Genomic DNA, 15,549 nt, shown 5'->3' on the forward strand with positions numbered 1-15,549 from the left:
ATCGATTCAATCATGAATAAGACGAGGTCCAGCTCCACTTCCCTCCGCTAGTACAAACTAGATCAGGTTCAAAGGGTCCAAGATTTTCTCTTGTCTCAGTCATACATGACTCCCCTAGTGGACTTTTGTCATTTAATTATCTTTACTCTACACATGTAGAGATTTGCTGTCAACCGCCTTTCTTAATTCAACGTTCTGATCGTAGGCAGCTTTTCGATCCCTGCAGCATAGTAAAAATTAAGGACACTGAAGAAATCAATTGGTTTTCCCGTTTTCAAATCAACAGCTAAAATATGATCGCCGTAATTTGTCATATCATCAATATCTAAACGCCTTGGCGTTGTCTTTCCAAGTGTATCAACAAAGCTACTATGGTAGTATTGCCCGCTAGCAAACGATGATTCATGATACATAAATAACGTCTCCACATCTAAGTAGACGAGAATGGCCTCAGATGAACTCGCATAAGGAGCAGAGTACGATACTGGTGCCGAAATACTTTTCACTTTCACACTTTCAACAGAATGGGTTCTCTGATCATATTTTCCGTCATAGGAGAAATAAAATACACGCTCCCATTTATAATCGGCGGTCTTAGATTGTTTGTTATACACTTTTGTACCATTAGCGAAAACATCCCCATTCGCATACTCAGCTACAAAGTATTGCAGGGTGGAAGAGAGGGAAACAGCCCCTGTGAAATTGGGTGGATTTTTTGCATTCACTTGTAACGTGTAAGAGTCTCCGAAATTTCCACCGCTTGTGATACCGAATGCGTAGTCACCTGCTGGTAAATTGGTCAAACCAAGGAGACTGCCTGCTGGCTGAATCAAGTCCGTCGGATAAGCTTGTCCAGTTTCATAATCAACAACAAATAATTGTACGAAATAATCGGGATTTGAAGAGGTAATTCGGCTGATGAGTGCCTGAGGTGAAGTCGTACTTAACAACCATAAATCGACTGGGTCATCCTCTGATAAGACAACCGATTGGTTGATGGCTAGTCCATCAATGGAGCGAACGGAAGATGTACGCATCTTACCATCTTTAGCGGCTTTTCGTTTGATACTGATTCCATTTTTCTTATCTACTTTAAAAGATTTTTTTAGCTGCTTCTTTTGGATAGCGGTTCCTTCATCCTGTTTCAAAAACGAGTCTTGCACTTGCTGAATGGCTTTTTCCGTCAGTGGTGACAATTTCCCATCTGATTTCGGTGCTTCTTCTGCTTTTAATACTGGTGAAAATAAACCTGTTGTGACGAGTAGAATGGATAATAAAGCTGCAGTGATTTTTCCATATAATGCTCTCACAGGAACATCCCCTTTTTCCTCAATTGGGTTTTTTACCCTGTGAATATTTTACCATTATTTCATTCATTGTTATGGTCTTTTTTAGGAAATCTTTATGACAAAAAACCAGCCGTATTTGCTACGACTGGTTTTTTGATCACTTTATGAAATGGTTTTAACAAACAGGCGTGCTGTTTCTGCACTAGAACCTGGATTTTGTCCAGTAATGATTTGTCCGTCAACTACAGCGTATGGTGCAAAGGCATCTCCTTTTTCAAACGCTGCCCCTTGCTCACGAAGTTTTGTTTCCAATAAAAATGGAACTTTTGATGTCAGCTGAACAGCTTCCTCTTCTTCGTTTGTGAAGCCTGTGATTTTTTTACCTTCGATAAATGATTTGCCATCTTGATCCTTCACATCAATGAATGCTGAAACGCCGTGACAAACAGCTCCAACTGCACCATTTTTGTTTGAAATAGCTAAGATTGCATCGGCTACCAGTTGATTAGACGCAAAATCGATCATTGGGCCGTGTCCTCCCGCAAAGAAGATGCCATCATAATCAGCTGGGTTCACATCTGTAAGCGCCTTTGTGTCTTGAAGTAATTCATATACATCTTCATATTGCGCTGGAACACCTTCTGGAATTGAATTTTTATCAATAGGGACAGTTCCACCTTGAATAGAGACAATTTGAACGTCTAGTTCATTTTCTTTAAAAATATGAAATGGCTCTGCCAACTCTTCTAGCCATAAGCCTGTTGGATGTCCGTTCATTTCTGAACTGCTTGTCGATACTAATAACACTTTCTTACTCACCTTGATCATCCTTTCGATTTATCATGTTTTCATTTTACATTTTGCACAATTAAATATCAAGCAATCGAACTTCGGTGCAACTCTTTATGGTATACCCGATTTTCTGAAAAATATGGCATGTCATTAATCTAATCAATATGTCACATTCTATTGGTAGGGAATTTCATGTAAAATTGTCATTGAGTGATATCATATGAGGTAAGATGGATAGACCTCACGGATGTGAGGGGACTTTTAAAGGAGTGGAAAAGAGATGAAAACCTATTCGATTGTGATGATCATCATCACGCTCTGTATCATATTGGCCGTCTTTTTGATGAACTTAACAGGGGTCATGTATGGAAAAATTATTTTGGCTGTTGCCGTTGCGCTATGTCTGACATCCATTATTCGTCTAATGGGTCTTCGAAAAAGATAAAAGCCGCCCTTTACTCGGGCGACTTTATTTATGGTTAAATTGCCAGGATAAGCGCAATTAATGCAAGAAGCGCTGGTACTCCTTGCTTGACGATGATTGATTTATTAGAGGTCACACCGCCAAATACCGCAGCGATGATCACGCAAATAATGAAAAATAGCTGAATCATATATCCAACAGTATTCGATCCGAGAATGAGCCCCCAAATCAGTCCTGCAGCTAAAAACCCGTTATAAAGCCCCTGATTGGCAAACATCACTTTTACATTTGGATCCTTTTGCAAGTGTTCTGGCAGCTTAAAGGATCTCTTTGCCATCTTTGATTCCATAAAAAACATTTCTAATAACATAATGACAAGGTGTTCTAATGCGACAATTCCTACTAGTATTATTGCCAAAATATTCAATTTAGTTAATTCCTTTCTGATAGACGATCACGAATCTCTATTTTATCCGTGTATAAATCAAAGTCTTGTATTAATTCAAGCGCTTCAGTAAAGCGGCTTTGTGGAATGTCTTTCATTTTCCTCACACCAAACTCCTTTTTAATAAAAGCCATGATGGTATTGATATGAAGCTTACCGTGACCATCATACTCCAAATGGCTGCAAAAAGTCTGCATCGTCCCTCTAATCACCTTTAATTGCTTAGCAGTGACACAACTCATTGGTAACGCTCATCCTTTCCTTTGTTTTAACAGCTAAAAAGAACCATGTATGAAAGAAAAACCTTCCAGTCTCTATTATATAATGATTTCATTCGGATATCAAAATAAAAAAGAACAGACATTCGACCAAAAAGCCGCCCTTTTCATCAAAAACAGTTTATTACCATAGCAAAAAGCCGGATTCAATGGTAGAATCCGGCTTTCTGTTTAGTTACTTTTAGAAATTAATACCTTTCCAACAGAACGATCCTTACTTTGTCCAACAACTTTAAAGGATAGACCGTATGTTGGGACATCACGCCCTGCATCTGGATTATTTGGATTCACATAATTCTTTTTATCACTAAATGTACGAGTCGGGCGAATATAGCGATCTACCAACGTTAAGCCAGTTGTCGCTGTATAATCAATATTGAGCTTCGTACTTGGATTCAAAGAAAATGCTGCATCATGTACTTGGAAACCTGTGGCTGCAATGGAGCCGTCACTCCACTTCAATACTTGCTGATCTGCATCTACTACCCCAAGGAAACCGTTCCCTGGGTGTTTTCCTACCCAGTTATCACTGTAGGATTGATCGACATACCACACGACCAAACCGTTATTATAGCTCATGAGGCTTGCCCCTCGTTTGATATGCTTTAACCCTTTATCGACGTCAGCATATGAGCGCCACTCTAGTAAATAGTATTGAGCTGCATATTGTTTTCCATTCGATTTCGAGAATCCGTTAAAGGTGAAAGTAGATGTGCCCTCGGCATCATCTGACCACACTTTCGTCCCATCTGCAGTGATGTTTAAATCATCTACAAATAAGCCTGGCAGTGAATAGCCTGCATCGGTTGTATAGCGGAATTGCAGGTCAATTTTCTTCCCTGCATAAGCAGAAAGATCAAATGCTGCATCTACCCATCCGTCTGATTTTCCGTCAATTCCATTGCCTTCGTTCGCTCCAGCTTCATTTCGATCGTTCGTGATGTTACCAGCAATGGTCTTCCACTGATCAGTTCCTGTTTCACGAACTTCTACATACGCATAATCATAATCTTCTTCGATATCGTACCATGCTTTAAATGTCAGCTCTGCTTTGCTCCCTTTCGACAAATCGATACCTGTTGTCGTCATGGTCGCATTTAAATTGTCACCCGTTCCGCTGAAGTACGAATTTTGTCCTTGAGCAGGTTTTGTGACAACAATCTCTTTATCTGGTAAATCTACCCGAACCGCATCATGGTTCGTTCCTTTTGTTGCTGCTTCATCAATCAGCACTGTTTTGCTTTTCTTTAATGTTTTACCATCGATGGTTTGTCCAGTAAGCCAGTTACCGCCATGCAAGTTTTGAAGCATTTCTTTCGCATATGGACTAAAGCCTGTTGGTTCCGTTCCAGGGACTTTACCTGCCCAGCTTCCGCTTGACATGATCGACCAGTAGGAAACGGGCTCGCCTCCTCCTGTGTACTGTGTATCGTACTCATCAGGAAGACCAAGATCATGTCCGAATTCATGTGTGAATACGCCTGCCGCGCCATCTTCAGGCTCAATGGTGTAATCTAACGCGCCTAATTTCCCACCTTGTCCAACTTCAGATTCAGTGTTTGGAATTTCAAATACATCACCAAGTGACCAGCGGTGCGACCAAATCGCATTAGAGCCAAGTTGTCCGCCGCCAGCTTCTTCACCTACGCCAGCATGAACGACCATCAGATGGTCAATGATGCCGTCTGGTTCGTTATAAACGCCGTCGCCATCCATATCATAGCGGTCCCATTGATCATATTCACCGAGATCAATGTTCGGGTCCTTTGCTGCTGCTTCGAGTGCTTCTTTCACCAATTCACGCGGTCTGCCGTCACTGCCTGATTCATCAGGTACGTTCCCGCCATAATAGGCTGCTTCATGCTTCGCTGTATACCAGCCAGCCACCGTTCCACTGATCGTGTAACTGCCGCCAGACTGTTTCTCATAATATTGCTTCATGGATACTTTTCGTTTCCCATCTGGACCGATGTAGCCATTTTTTCCGAAAAGCATGTCTTGATAGTGCTGCTGATCGTACTTGTCATAGTACATATCAGTCTCTTCTTTTTTAATACTATTATGCTTATAATCTTTAAAATCTACTAATAAAACCAATACCTTATCATTGCGAACTTCGCCTTTATACTTTTCCTTTTTGACCGGTTTTACATGATTGCTTTCTTTTCCATTATGCTTCTTTAACTTTTTCTTTTTGGCTAATTTGTTATGTACCTTTTGTTTGTATTCTTTCAGAAATTCAGGCTCTTCTGTTAAGGTGCTTGCACCTTGTTTCATAGCAGATTCTTCTTTTTTCTTTAGATATTTCTTTAATGCTTTTTGGGTTTCTGCTTCATTGGCATTCTTTTTGATCTTTCCTTGTTTTTTCAAGGCTTTGATGAGACGGTCTTCATTCACAACACTTGCATCGAATGGAATACCTGAATAATGACCGCCGTCTGAGGATGTTGACTTTTCTGTAGTGTGGGCAGATAGTGGGGTGCTGAAAGCTGTCAATGTGCCTAAACCGAGGACAGCCGTTAGTGCTATGCTCGTCCATTTCCCTTTTTTCATTTTGGTTCCTCCCTAATTTGGTAATAAATAATATCTCATTCTAGCATATTCCAATATACTTAAGTCGAAAAACATTTTATTTTCAGAAACTTTGTGGAAAATGCACAATACGGGAATGAAATGGGTGGAACAAGGTGTCGAAAATAAAAGAACCCTAGACGATAAACGCCTAGGGTGTTTGTTGTTTTACTATGAAAGTTGCTGGCCTTGAAAGGCAACAACGTCAAGTGGAGCGGCTAAGAATTCTTTTGCCTTCGCTACGAAAGCTTGGAAATGTGCACTCGCATTATGGCTCTGAACCGCAGCGTCATCTTTCCACACTTCTACCATTAAGAAGGTATGTTCCTTACCTGTATCCTTGAACAGCTTGTAGGATACATTGCCTTCTTCGGCTTGTGAAGCTTTCATTAATGCATTGATTTCTTCTAGAAATACGTTTTCTTTTTCTGGATGAATGGTCATCCCTGCATGAATAATAATCATCTAATCGTCTCCTTTTTAAAAGATATTATTTCCACTCTGTAATGCGTTCAATCGGTAAGCGGTAAGAAGCATAACCTTCGTCAGCAGCTTTCCCAATTGATAACAGCATCACTGGTACATAACGTTCTTTATCCCAGCCAAATGTTTCAGCGATGACTTCTTTATCAAAACCGCCAATTGGATTTGTATCATAGCCGTGTGCACGTGCTGCAAGCATAAGCTGCATAGACACAATTCCACCGTCAATTAAGATTGTTTCGCGGTTGACTTGCTCTGGAAGTACCTCAAAGTGTGCAGTTAGTGCAGCAATTTGTCTTTCTTTCACTTCTTGCGGCATGTAGCCATGCTCTACTGCTTTTGAATAAATTTCATCTAAGTATTCATTGCTTTTCATATCTGCAAATACTGCAATGACAGCTGCTGATGTTGACACTTGAGTTTGGTTGAATTTTGCAAGTGGTGCAAGCTTTTCTTTTCCTTCTGGGCTGTCAATGACCATGAAGCGCCAAGGCTGTGCATTCACTGATGATGGTGCAGTTGTTGCTTCTTCTAGAATCTCTGCCATTTCTTCTTTGCTGATTTTCACAGCTGGGTCATAGTTACGAATAGAACGGCGTCCTTTCAAAATTTCCATAAAATCGTTAGTTTTTAATGTTGTAGCCATGTTGAAACACTCCTTTAGGTTGTTTGAATCTTTTCGATGTTTTGTTGTATTCGGCTGAGCACATCAGTGAGAAGCTTTCGTTCTTCGTCACTTACGTTTTCAAGCATTTCTGAGATAAATCGTTCTTTTTCTTTTTTAGAAGCTTCGATTCTTGTTCTGCCTTCTTCTGTCAGACGAACAAGTGTGACTCGATTATCTTCTGGCTTTCTTCTGCGCGTGACCATTCCTTTTGCTTCTAACTGTTTTAAGTGACGCGTCACAGCCGCACTATCAATATTTACTTTTTTCTGCAAATCTGACTGGCTGATTTCGTCTGCTTGGAATAACAGTGATAGCAACTCTAGTCTTGATTGGCTGATGCCCGTGCATGCTTCGAACTTCACGCCCATCATACGGTTCACACACTGCAAACGGTATAATACCTCTGCTTCTTCAGAGCAAAATGCAGTCAATGCCATCCCCTCTTTTCTATTCAGATCAATTAGTTGATATATCAATCATTGACTCGTCAATTAATATACACCCATTATTTAATGAATGCAAGAGGTTTGTTTCATAAAGTGAAATTTTTTATCTCAATAGAAAAAGAAATGAACAAAAAAAGGACAAAAGCGGCGAAGCACTTTTGTCCTTTTTTCTTTATTCTGTGATCACAGTGTGAATGAGAGTTGGTGCATCAGCATGATCTGCGATGCGGATGTTGTCATAAATTTTCTCCACGACATTCGCAACATCTTCACGATTTGCATGAAGTGTCACGAGTGAATCTCCTTTTTCAACACGATCGCCGACTTTTTTGTTCAGCATGATGCCGACAGATAGGTCGATCTCGTCCTCTTTTGTCGCACGTCCTGCTCCAAGAATCATCGCTGCAACACCGATCTCGTCTGCGACGATTTCAGCAACCACACCTGATTCCTTTGCAGGAACGTCGATTTGGTAAGGGGCTTGCGGCAGTTTTTCCGGCTGATCTACAATCGAGCCGTCCCCACCTTGATTTTCTAAGAATTCCTTGAATTTCTCAAGTGCTTTGCCGTTTTTCATGACTTCAATTAGCTTTTCTCTTGCTTCATCAAGCGTTTCTGCTTTTTTCGCAAGAACGACCATTTGACTTCCTAAAGTGAGCACAAGCTCGTTTAAGTCTTCAGGGCCTTCGCCTTTAAGCGTATCAATCGCTTCTTTCACTTCAAGGGAATTTCCAATCGCTAATCCTAGCGGCTGAGACATATCAGAGATGACAGCCATCGTTTGTCTGCCAACGTTGTTTCCGATGCGGACCATGGCTTTTGCAAGCTTCTCAGAGTCTTCAGGTGTTTTCATGAAAGCACCTGCACCTGTTTTCACATCTAGTACGATCGCATCTGCGCCAGCAGCAATTTTCTTACTCATAATAGAGCTTGCAATGAGCGGGATGGAGTTAACGGTTCCTGTCACATCACGAAGGGCATAAAGCTTTTTATCCGCTGGTGTCAGGTTGCCTGATTGACCAATGACCGCTACTTTATGACGGTTCACAAGCTCGATGAATTCGTCTTTTGTAATTTCTACGTGGAAGCCTTTTACCGCTTCAAGCTTGTCCACTGTACCGCCTGTATGTCCAAGGCCGCGGCCAGACATTTTCGCAACAGGTACATCAAGTGCAGCCACAAGAGGAGCGAGTACAAGCGTTGTTGTATCGCCTACACCGCCTGTTGAGTGCTTGTCTACTTTAATACCCTCAATGGCAGAGAGGTCAATCGTGTCTCCCGAGTTCGCCATAGCGAGCGTTAAGTCAGCACGTTCTTGATCCGTCATATCTTGGAAGAAAATCGCCATAGCCAAGGCACTTGCTTGGTAGTCAGGAATTGTTCCGTCCGTATATTCTTTGACAAAGAAAGAAATTTCCTCTGAAGATAATTCTTTTCCGTCACGTTTTTTCGCAATGATATCTACCATTCTCATTGTTTTCACCATTCCTTTTCTTAAATTAGTAAATCAAACCGACAACGCCTGCTGTTAAGAAGCTGACAAGTGTTGCACCAAATAGAAGCTTTAATCCAAAGCGTGCGACAACGTTCCCTTGTTTTTCGTTTAAGCCTTTGACTGCTCCAGCAATGATACCGATAGAAGAGAAGTTCGCAAATGATACAAGGAATACAGAAATGATCGCTTCTGTACGAGCAGTGAAATGCAAACCTTCTCCAGTTAGAGCAAGCATTGCCACAAATTCGTTAGATACCATTTTGGTTGCCATAATGCTTCCTGCTTGTACAGCTTCGCTCCAAGGTACACCGACAAGGAAAGCAAATGGGGCAAACACATATCCAAGTACATCTTGGAAAGAAACACCGATGACAGCTGTAAAGATTCCATTAATCATCGCAATTAATGCAACGAATCCAATCAACATCGCAGCGACAACAATCGCTACTTTGAAACCATCCATAATATATTCGCCAAGCATTTCAAAGAAGGATTGCTTTTCTTCTTCTACAATTTCAATCATGTCTTCGTCCTTAGCCACTTCATAAGGATTGATGATAGACGCAATAATAAACCCACCAAATAGGTTCAGCACGAGTGCTGTTACAACATACTCTGGTTTAATCATTTGCATGTATGCACCGACAATGGACATCGATACAGTTGACATCGCAGATGCACACAATGTATAAAGACGTTGTTGAGGTAATAATCCGAGCTGTTTCTTAATGGAAATAAAGACTTCTGATTGACCTAAAATCGCAGACGCTACTGCGTTGTAGGATTCTAGTTTCCCCATTCCATTTACTTTACTAAGCAAATACCCGATTCCGCGTACGATAAGCGGGAGGATACGCCAATGCTGCAGGATACCGATCAATGCCGAAATAAAGACGATCGGCAGTAAGACATTGATGAAGAAAGTTGACGCCTTATCATTCATTAATCCGCCAAATACGAAGTTGATTCCTTCACCGGCATAGCCTAGAAGCATTTGGAATCCCCTTGCAAAGCCCCCGACTAGGAAATTTCCAACACCTGTATTGAGCAGAATATAACCTAAAATAAATTGCAGTACAATCATGACAATTACTGGACGGAATTTTACTCGTTTTTTGCCGTTACTAGCCAGCCATGCAATGGCGAGAATCACCAGCAAACCGATGATACCAATCACGTATTTCATGTTTTTCCTCCTCGAATGAATTCGTTTACATTAATGCGCTTGTATGGAACAAACCCTATTTCGCAAACAAAGTGCGGAAGAAATTCCCAGAAGTGAGATCCTTCCGCATATGACTTTTTCATCATTTATGAGTCACGAATGTTATCCTACCATAGGATCGTATGAATTAATAGTCTTTCGAAGGAGCTGATTGATCCCCTTTGATAATAGAAACGCCTGCACTCGCACCAATTCGGGTAGCGCCTGCAGCTAGCATTGCCTCAACATCTTCTTTTGTTCTCACGCCGCCTGATGCTTTCACACCGATGTCAGGTCCTACTGTTTTACGCATTAATGCGATGTCCTCAGCAGTTGCACCGCCTGTACTAAATCCAGTCGATGTTTTCACAAAATCAGCGCCAGCTTTCACTGAAAGCTCACAAGCTTTGACTTTCTCTTCATCTGTGAGTAAGCACGCTTCAATAATGACTTTCACAAGTGCCTTCCCTTTTGCTGCGTCTACAACTGCACGAATATCTTGCTCAACTGCATCATATTCGCCGTCTTTCAATGCCGCGATATTGATGACCATGTCCACTTCGGTTGCACCGTTCTCAATTGCATCCTTTGTTTCGAATGCTTTTACTGCTGTTGTGTTTGCACCTAGCGGGAAACCGATGACTGTACAAATATCAACGCCTGTTCCTGCTAGTTCTTTCGCCGCAAGAGACACCCATGTTGGATTCACACAAACAGATGCGAACTGATGAGTCTTTGCTTCTTCAAGTAACTGCATGATTGCAGCTTTCGATGTATCTGGTTTTAGTGCTGTATGATCAATAAGATTTGCTATCGTCATGCTTACACTTCCTTTTAATTATGATACTTTCATCATATATGACCGATGAACATTTGTAAACATAGTTATGAAATTTTGTTCATCTATTTTGTGACATTTAAAAGAGCCTTTGCTGTATGCTGATCAATCATCAATACGTTCGCATATTTTCCTCTTAGTGCACCGTGGATAGAAGCAACCTTGCGATGTCCACCAGCAACAAGAATAGAGCGTTCTTTTGTTCTTAAATCATCAAGCTCCACGCCAATCGTACGGTTGTTAATCGCTTCACTGCAAATGCGTCCTTCTTGATCATAAAAGCGCGAACAGATGTCCCCAACGCTGGATGCTTTGAGCAGTGCTTTTTCTTCTTCGCGGAAGTAACCAAGTCTAAACAAAAGGGCTTCATCTCTTACCGTTCCAACAGTGAACACAGCAATATTCGCCTGTTTGCCCATTTCAATGATACGCTGAATATGTCTGTCCTGTTCAACCATCTCCTTGACGGCAGCACTATCAAATACAACAGGAAGCGGTAAATAGCGCGGTGCTGTTTGAAAGGCCTCGGCAAACAGTTGGATGGTTTCCGCAGAATATGTATTCACATGGGAGTGGCTAATCCCACCCTTCAGCTGGACAACCTCTACACCTTTGACCTGTTTAGGTTGCATCTTTTGAGCAATTTGATACATGGTGGTTCCCCAGCTCACACCAACGATATCACCGTCTTTTACTGTGTTTTGCAAGTACTCAGCACCAAATTGGCTCAAGTATTCGGTGATCGTTGGATAATCATCTTTGGGCGAAAACACCACATGAGCTTCGAGCAGGTCATATTTTTCCTTGAGCAATGAAGACAGCTCATTCAAGTCTTCAAACGGGTCCATTACCGTTATCTGGACGTACCCCTTCTCCTTCGCATATTGAAGCAGCCGAGATACAGTTGGTCTCGACAGGTCGAGCTGTTTGGCAATTTCCTGCTGGCTGTAATCCGATAAATAATACAGCCTTGCCGCTTCAATACTCAGTTGTTGTTTCTCCCGATCCATTCGTACGCCTCCTTTTTTCTTCTATCATAACAAATTGTTCAACTTATCATGCACAAATGTTCATTTGAAAAAAATCGTATAGGCGGCTTGGAAGGTCTCATTCTTCTCTAAAGTTTGAATACCGAACTTTTCCTTGTACTGCCCATTCGTCCCTTCAACATCGGCAATACCGTACCAAGGCTCAATACAAACAAAAGGAGCCATTGTGCTCGTTTCTTGATGATAAGGTGACCAAATACCAACGAACAGAAAACCAGTGAGATCAACCTCAACCCCGTGACCTGCCTGAGACACCAATGACACTCGATTGATATGACTAAAGATCATCGCATCATGCTGAAAAAGCTCTGGTCGAAGCTGAATTGGTTTAAGCTGAATGCTTTTTTCTTTCTCCCTGACAAGTGAATTTTTTAGTTCATATTGGACAGGAAGATGCTCAGTAGAAGGCGTCAATGTCAGGGAATAATCTGCTGTGCGCTCTCCTTCAATTAGCGGAACTTGAAATGCGGGGTGACCTCCGATGGAGAAATACATCGTGTCATCTCCGACATTATCAATTTCCCAGGAAATCATCAGACCATTTTCCGACAGCTCGTATCGAATACGGGCGGTAAATTCATAGGGATACTGCTCGATGTGGCGGCCTTTTGATTCATATTGAAAGGTCACTGTATGTTTCGTTTCTTCATGTAAATCAAAATCAACATCACGCAAGAATCCATGCTGCGTGAGCTCATAGGTTTGATCATCTATCTTGTATTGGTCATTCTTTAATCGTCCAACAATCGGGAATAAGACAGGCGACACCCTGCCCCAGTATGCAGGATCGCCAGACCACATATATTGACGTCCACTTTCCTTATGAAGCACCTCTCTGACCTCGGCACCCCTCTCATTGATCTGAATCAATAACTGATCATTTTCAATTGTTCTCATTTCACACATCCCCTTTCCATCTTCTTTTATTATGACAGGGATTTTGGTTTTGAGTATAAAAGAGTTATTTAGAATAAAAAAGACTTCTCCCTTCTAGGGAAAAGCCGTTAAAATTACTTATTCATCATCTTCTTGTATAGTCCATTTAAGACCTTTGATTTGTTTTAAACTCTCAATTTCTTCTTCGTTTTCAGGGAAAATATAGCTCTCCTCTTCATGTGAGCTTGAAACCATCCACTCTTTCCCATTTTTGAAGAATGATAAATCCTCCAGTAAATTAGGGTGAACCCACCCGTATAGAGAGTTCGAAAGTTCTTTTAACAAATTTTTTGTGTGTTCATTGGCATAATAATAATAAACATATGCTGTTTGACCATCTCCTAGAATCGTGGTAGCCCATTCAGACTCTTCCTTCATTTCTTTAAGAGATGGTGAAAGTTTATCTAGAATTTCACGATAATCATCAAAATCAGCAAAATCTTTTCTAAAAACTAATTGGAACTCATCACATACTTTACAACATAAATCGATGAGCTCATTATATTCCTTCTTTTTTGGTTGACGATTTAAAAAAATCATCAAAACCCTCCTATATCTGAGCGTCTAATAAGGTTTACGTAACATATGTGCCCCAGTATCTCTCAATTGATTAATTCGATAGCACTTCCATTTTATATTGATGTAACAATATAATAAAGTGATATATGTTATCCGTTCATCTTAAAATTTTATTAAAAAACTCAAACTAAATGATATGGATACACGTCTATTATATATACTATCTATTAGTTTCCTTAATTTAAATACAGATGCTTGTCATTAATGGGGGATTCATTTTCATGAGCAGCAAGGAGAATCGTTTACGTTATATATTAGGACTAGATGGGCTAAGAGCCGTTGCTGTATTGGCGGTCATTGCTTATCACTTACATATTGGACCTGCAAGCGGCGGGTTTCTTGGCGTTGATTTGTTTTTTGTGATTTCTGGTTACTTGATTACAACGATCTTGTTACATAAGCAGGATTTGGGTTATCAAGAGCTTTTACCATTTTGGATGGGCCGAATCAGAAGGCTCCTTCCAGCTGCTTACGTGATGATTTTCTTAACCGTCAGCTGGTGTGCAATTGCGGGTTCGAATGCACTATTGTCCATTCGTGGCGATGCCTTATCGTCCTTTTTTTATGTCAGTAACTGGTGGTACATTTTCCATCAGCTGTCTTATTTTGATAGCTTCAACGCTGTATCTCCACTGAAAAATTTGTGGTCTTTGGCGATAGAAGAGCAATTTTATATCATTTGGCCGGTACTATTGATTGCTGGGCTAAAATGGGTGAAAAATAGATCCCATCTGCCAATGATCACCTTTGGCCTTGCACTTGTCTCCGCCTTATGGATGGCAATCCTTTATTCACCCGATACGGACCCAAGCAGGGTTTATTATGGAACAGATACTCGTGCATTTGCGCTTCTGATTGGGTGCAGCCTAGCATTTGTATGGCCCATGCAAAGACTGTCCAGCAAAAAGCTCCTTCCTGTTGGCAGACGTATTTTACATATCACTGGTTTTGGTTCGTTTGCGGTTTTTCTTCTATGTGTTTATGCAGTGGACGAATTTGACGGTTTTCTCTATCAAGGCGGCATGCTTTTATTCTGTCTTAATGCAGCGATTTTAATTGCGTGCATCTGCCACCCTGCAAGCCTATTGGGAAAATGGCTCTCCTATCAGCCGCTCGTCTGGATTGGAAAGCGTTCTTATGGTATTTACCTGTGGCATTATCCCATCATCGTGCTGACCACCCCTGTCATTGAAATTGGACAGCCTTCTATGGGGCGTGTCGCATTGCAGATCATTGCCATTTTACTTATCGCAGAGGCCTCTTACCGCTTCATCGAACAGCCGATTCGCCGGCTTGGCTTCACACAATATTTTGCCTCTTGGTCTATTTGGAAAAAGGGATTCAAACAATGGTCTACGTCTCATAAAGTGTTCCTTGGAATCACTGCAGCTCTTTTAATCTTATTTACCATTGGCATGTCCAGTTCGTCCCATACGTCTCCACATGCCAAGGAAGTGACACAAATTAAGACGGCTCCGAAAAAAGCAGGAGACTCTACGGAATCGAAAACGAAAAAAAAGAAGGAAAAACATGAGAAGAAAGCAGCAGATCAGAAGCAGTTTCACCAAATTCTTGCTATTGGTGATTCCGTCATGCTGGACATAGCGCCGAATCTTGAAAAGACATATGCACAAATCACCATCGATGCAAAGGTTGGCAGACAAATGAACGAAGCCGTCAGCATCGCTCCTCAGTATGCTTCATTTAATCAATCTGATGCCGCTGTTATCATTGAGCTTGGCACGAATGGCTATTTTACTGAGGGCACATTGACAGCATTCATTCAGCAATTTTCAAAGGCGCACATTTTCCTTGTGAACACGAGAGTCCCAAGGTCTTGGGAAAGCGATGTGAATGCAGTCATTCAGCGAGTGGCCGATCAACATTCCAATGTGACCCTGGTCGATTGGCATTCAGCCGCTACCGGACAGCCTTCTTATTTTCAGCCTGATGGTGTTCACCTTTCAACAAAAGGCTCTGATACATTGACACAGCTCATTACAGCTAGCATCAAGAAAAAAGGAGATGTGTCATCGTCATAAAAAAGACTAGC

At 41.3% G+C, this 15,549-nt stretch carries 16 protein-coding genes and 1 riboswitch; of the genes, 2 read left to right on the forward strand and 14 right to left on the reverse strand.

Annotated elements, in window-relative coordinates:
- Positions 1 to 22: 22 nt before the first annotated feature.
- A riboswitch (TPP riboswitch) is annotated at positions 23 to 126 on the reverse strand.
- A gap of 56 nt (positions 127 to 182) precedes the next feature.
- Positions 183 to 1,310 carry a hypothetical protein gene (locus QRN39_RS14820; RefSeq protein ID WP_284907519.1) on the reverse strand — a complete coding sequence of 376 codons (1,128 nt, stop codon included), beginning with the start codon at positions 1,308 to 1,310 and terminating at the stop codon, positions 183 to 185.
- A 141-nt stretch (positions 1,311 to 1,451) separates the two neighbouring features.
- Positions 1,452 to 2,108: a type 1 glutamine amidotransferase domain-containing protein gene (locus tag QRN39_RS14825; protein ID WP_003215149.1), complete on the reverse strand. Its 657-nt coding sequence runs from the start codon at positions 2,106 to 2,108 to the stop codon at positions 1,452 to 1,454.
- A gap of 253 nt (positions 2,109 to 2,361) precedes the next feature.
- Here QRN39_RS14825 and QRN39_RS14830 point away from each other — a divergent pair, with 253 nt between their 5' ends.
- Positions 2,362 to 2,526 (forward strand): hypothetical protein, encoded by a 165-nt coding sequence (locus QRN39_RS14830; protein WP_003214630.1) that lies wholly within the window; start codon positions 2,362 to 2,364, stop codon positions 2,524 to 2,526.
- A 34-nt stretch (positions 2,527 to 2,560) separates the two neighbouring features.
- Here QRN39_RS14830 and QRN39_RS14835 read toward each other — a convergent pair whose 3' ends face one another.
- From QRN39_RS14835 to QRN39_RS14890, 12 genes are all read right to left on the reverse strand, one after another.
- Positions 2,561 to 2,932 (reverse strand): DUF1304 domain-containing protein, encoded by a 372-nt coding sequence (locus QRN39_RS14835; RefSeq protein WP_050944576.1) that lies wholly within the window; start codon positions 2,930 to 2,932, stop codon positions 2,561 to 2,563.
- 5 nt (positions 2,933 to 2,937) lie between these two features.
- On the reverse strand, positions 2,938 to 3,192 hold the full coding sequence (locus QRN39_RS14840) for an ORF6C domain-containing protein (protein WP_012011773.1): 255 nt from the start codon (positions 3,190 to 3,192) through the stop codon (positions 2,938 to 2,940).
- A gap of 207 nt (positions 3,193 to 3,399) precedes the next feature.
- Positions 3,400 to 5,781: an immune inhibitor A domain-containing protein gene (locus QRN39_RS14845; protein WP_137054169.1), complete on the reverse strand. Its 2,382-nt coding sequence runs from the start codon at positions 5,779 to 5,781 to the stop codon at positions 3,400 to 3,402.
- 189 nt (positions 5,782 to 5,970) lie between these two features.
- Positions 5,971 to 6,264 (reverse strand): putative quinol monooxygenase, encoded by a 294-nt coding sequence (locus tag QRN39_RS14850; RefSeq protein WP_050944578.1) that lies wholly within the window; start codon positions 6,262 to 6,264, stop codon positions 5,971 to 5,973.
- Between the two features lie 25 nt (positions 6,265 to 6,289).
- Entirely contained in the window at positions 6,290 to 6,928 is a 639-nt protein-coding gene (locus QRN39_RS14855) for a nitroreductase family protein (RefSeq protein WP_003214802.1), read from the reverse strand.
- Positions 6,929 to 6,942: 14 nt separating this feature from the next.
- Positions 6,943 to 7,386, reverse strand: coding sequence for a MarR family winged helix-turn-helix transcriptional regulator (locus QRN39_RS14860; RefSeq protein ID WP_003215380.1), 444 nt, complete (start codon positions 7,384 to 7,386; stop codon positions 6,943 to 6,945).
- 181 nt (positions 7,387 to 7,567) lie between these two features.
- Complete coding sequence (locus tag QRN39_RS14865; protein ID WP_106035751.1) at positions 7,568 to 8,869, reverse strand: pyrimidine-nucleoside phosphorylase; 1,302 nt, start codon at positions 8,867 to 8,869, stop codon at positions 7,568 to 7,570.
- A 25-nt stretch (positions 8,870 to 8,894) separates the two neighbouring features.
- On the reverse strand, positions 8,895 to 10,076 hold the full coding sequence (locus tag QRN39_RS14870; protein WP_251190613.1) for a NupC/NupG family nucleoside CNT transporter: 1,182 nt from the start codon (positions 10,074 to 10,076) through the stop codon (positions 8,895 to 8,897).
- Between the two features lie 166 nt (positions 10,077 to 10,242).
- Positions 10,243 to 10,914: a deoxyribose-phosphate aldolase gene (gene deoC, locus QRN39_RS14875; protein WP_003215179.1), complete on the reverse strand. Its 672-nt coding sequence runs from the start codon at positions 10,912 to 10,914 to the stop codon at positions 10,243 to 10,245.
- An 83-nt stretch (positions 10,915 to 10,997) separates the two neighbouring features.
- Positions 10,998 to 11,942, reverse strand: coding sequence for a sugar-binding transcriptional regulator (locus QRN39_RS14880; protein ID WP_003214694.1), 945 nt, complete (start codon positions 11,940 to 11,942; stop codon positions 10,998 to 11,000).
- A gap of 60 nt (positions 11,943 to 12,002) precedes the next feature.
- Positions 12,003 to 12,878, reverse strand: a complete 876-nt coding sequence (locus tag QRN39_RS14885; protein ID WP_284907523.1) for an aldose 1-epimerase family protein — start codon at positions 12,876 to 12,878, stop codon at positions 12,003 to 12,005.
- Between the two features lie 117 nt (positions 12,879 to 12,995).
- Positions 12,996 to 13,457 carry a stage III sporulation protein AH gene (locus QRN39_RS14890; RefSeq protein ID WP_137054165.1) on the reverse strand — a complete coding sequence of 154 codons (462 nt, stop codon included), beginning with the start codon at positions 13,455 to 13,457 and terminating at the stop codon, positions 12,996 to 12,998.
- Between the two features lie 260 nt (positions 13,458 to 13,717).
- On the opposite strand from QRN39_RS14890, the gene QRN39_RS14895 reads away from it, so the two are divergent.
- On the forward strand, positions 13,718 to 15,538 hold the full coding sequence (locus QRN39_RS14895; protein WP_284907524.1) for an acyltransferase family protein: 1,821 nt from the start codon (positions 13,718 to 13,720) through the stop codon (positions 15,536 to 15,538).
- Positions 15,539 to 15,549: the final 11 nt, after the last annotated feature.

Source organism: Bacillus sp. lyk4-R2A-2, assembly GCF_030209735.1.
In the GTDB taxonomy this organism is placed as follows: domain Bacteria; phylum Bacillota; class Bacilli; order Bacillales; family Bacillaceae; genus Bacillus; species Bacillus pumilus.

Excerpts from the sequence above, each read along its gene's own strand:
- QRN39_RS14895 (WP_284907524.1), top strand. The coding sequence starts at position 13,718 with ATGAGCAGCAAGGAGAATCGTTTACGTTATATATTAGGACTAGATGGG.
- QRN39_RS14845 (WP_137054169.1), bottom strand. The coding sequence starts at position 5,781 with ATGAAAAAAGGGAAATGGACGAGCATAGCACTAACGGCTGTCCTCGGT.
- QRN39_RS14890 (WP_137054165.1), bottom strand. The coding sequence starts at position 13,457 with ATGATTTTTTTAAATCGTCAACCAAAAAAGAAGGAATATAATGAGCTC.
- QRN39_RS14840 (WP_012011773.1), bottom strand. The coding sequence starts at position 3,192 with ATGAGTTGTGTCACTGCTAAGCAATTAAAGGTGATTAGAGGGACGATG.
- QRN39_RS14860 (WP_003215380.1), bottom strand. The coding sequence starts at position 7,386 with ATGGCATTGACTGCATTTTGCTCTGAAGAAGCAGAGGTATTATACCGT.
- deoC (WP_003215179.1), bottom strand. The coding sequence starts at position 10,914 with ATGACGATAGCAAATCTTATTGATCATACAGCACTAAAACCAGATACA.
- QRN39_RS14855 (WP_003214802.1), bottom strand. The coding sequence starts at position 6,928 with ATGGCTACAACATTAAAAACTAACGATTTTATGGAAATTTTGAAAGGA.
- QRN39_RS14870 (WP_251190613.1), bottom strand. The coding sequence starts at position 10,076 with ATGAAATACGTGATTGGTATCATCGGTTTGCTGGTGATTCTCGCCATT.
- QRN39_RS14880 (WP_003214694.1), bottom strand. The coding sequence starts at position 11,942 with ATGGATCGGGAGAAACAACAACTGAGTATTGAAGCGGCAAGGCTGTAT.
- QRN39_RS14850 (WP_050944578.1), bottom strand. The coding sequence starts at position 6,264 with ATGATTATTATTCATGCAGGGATGACCATTCATCCAGAAAAAGAAAAC.
- QRN39_RS14830 (WP_003214630.1), top strand. The coding sequence starts at position 2,362 with ATGAAAACCTATTCGATTGTGATGATCATCATCACGCTCTGTATCATA.
- QRN39_RS14885 (WP_284907523.1), bottom strand. The coding sequence starts at position 12,878 with ATGAGAACAATTGAAAATGATCAGTTATTGATTCAGATCAATGAGAGG.
- QRN39_RS14865 (WP_106035751.1), bottom strand. The coding sequence starts at position 8,869 with ATGAGAATGGTAGATATCATTGCGAAAAAACGTGACGGAAAAGAATTA.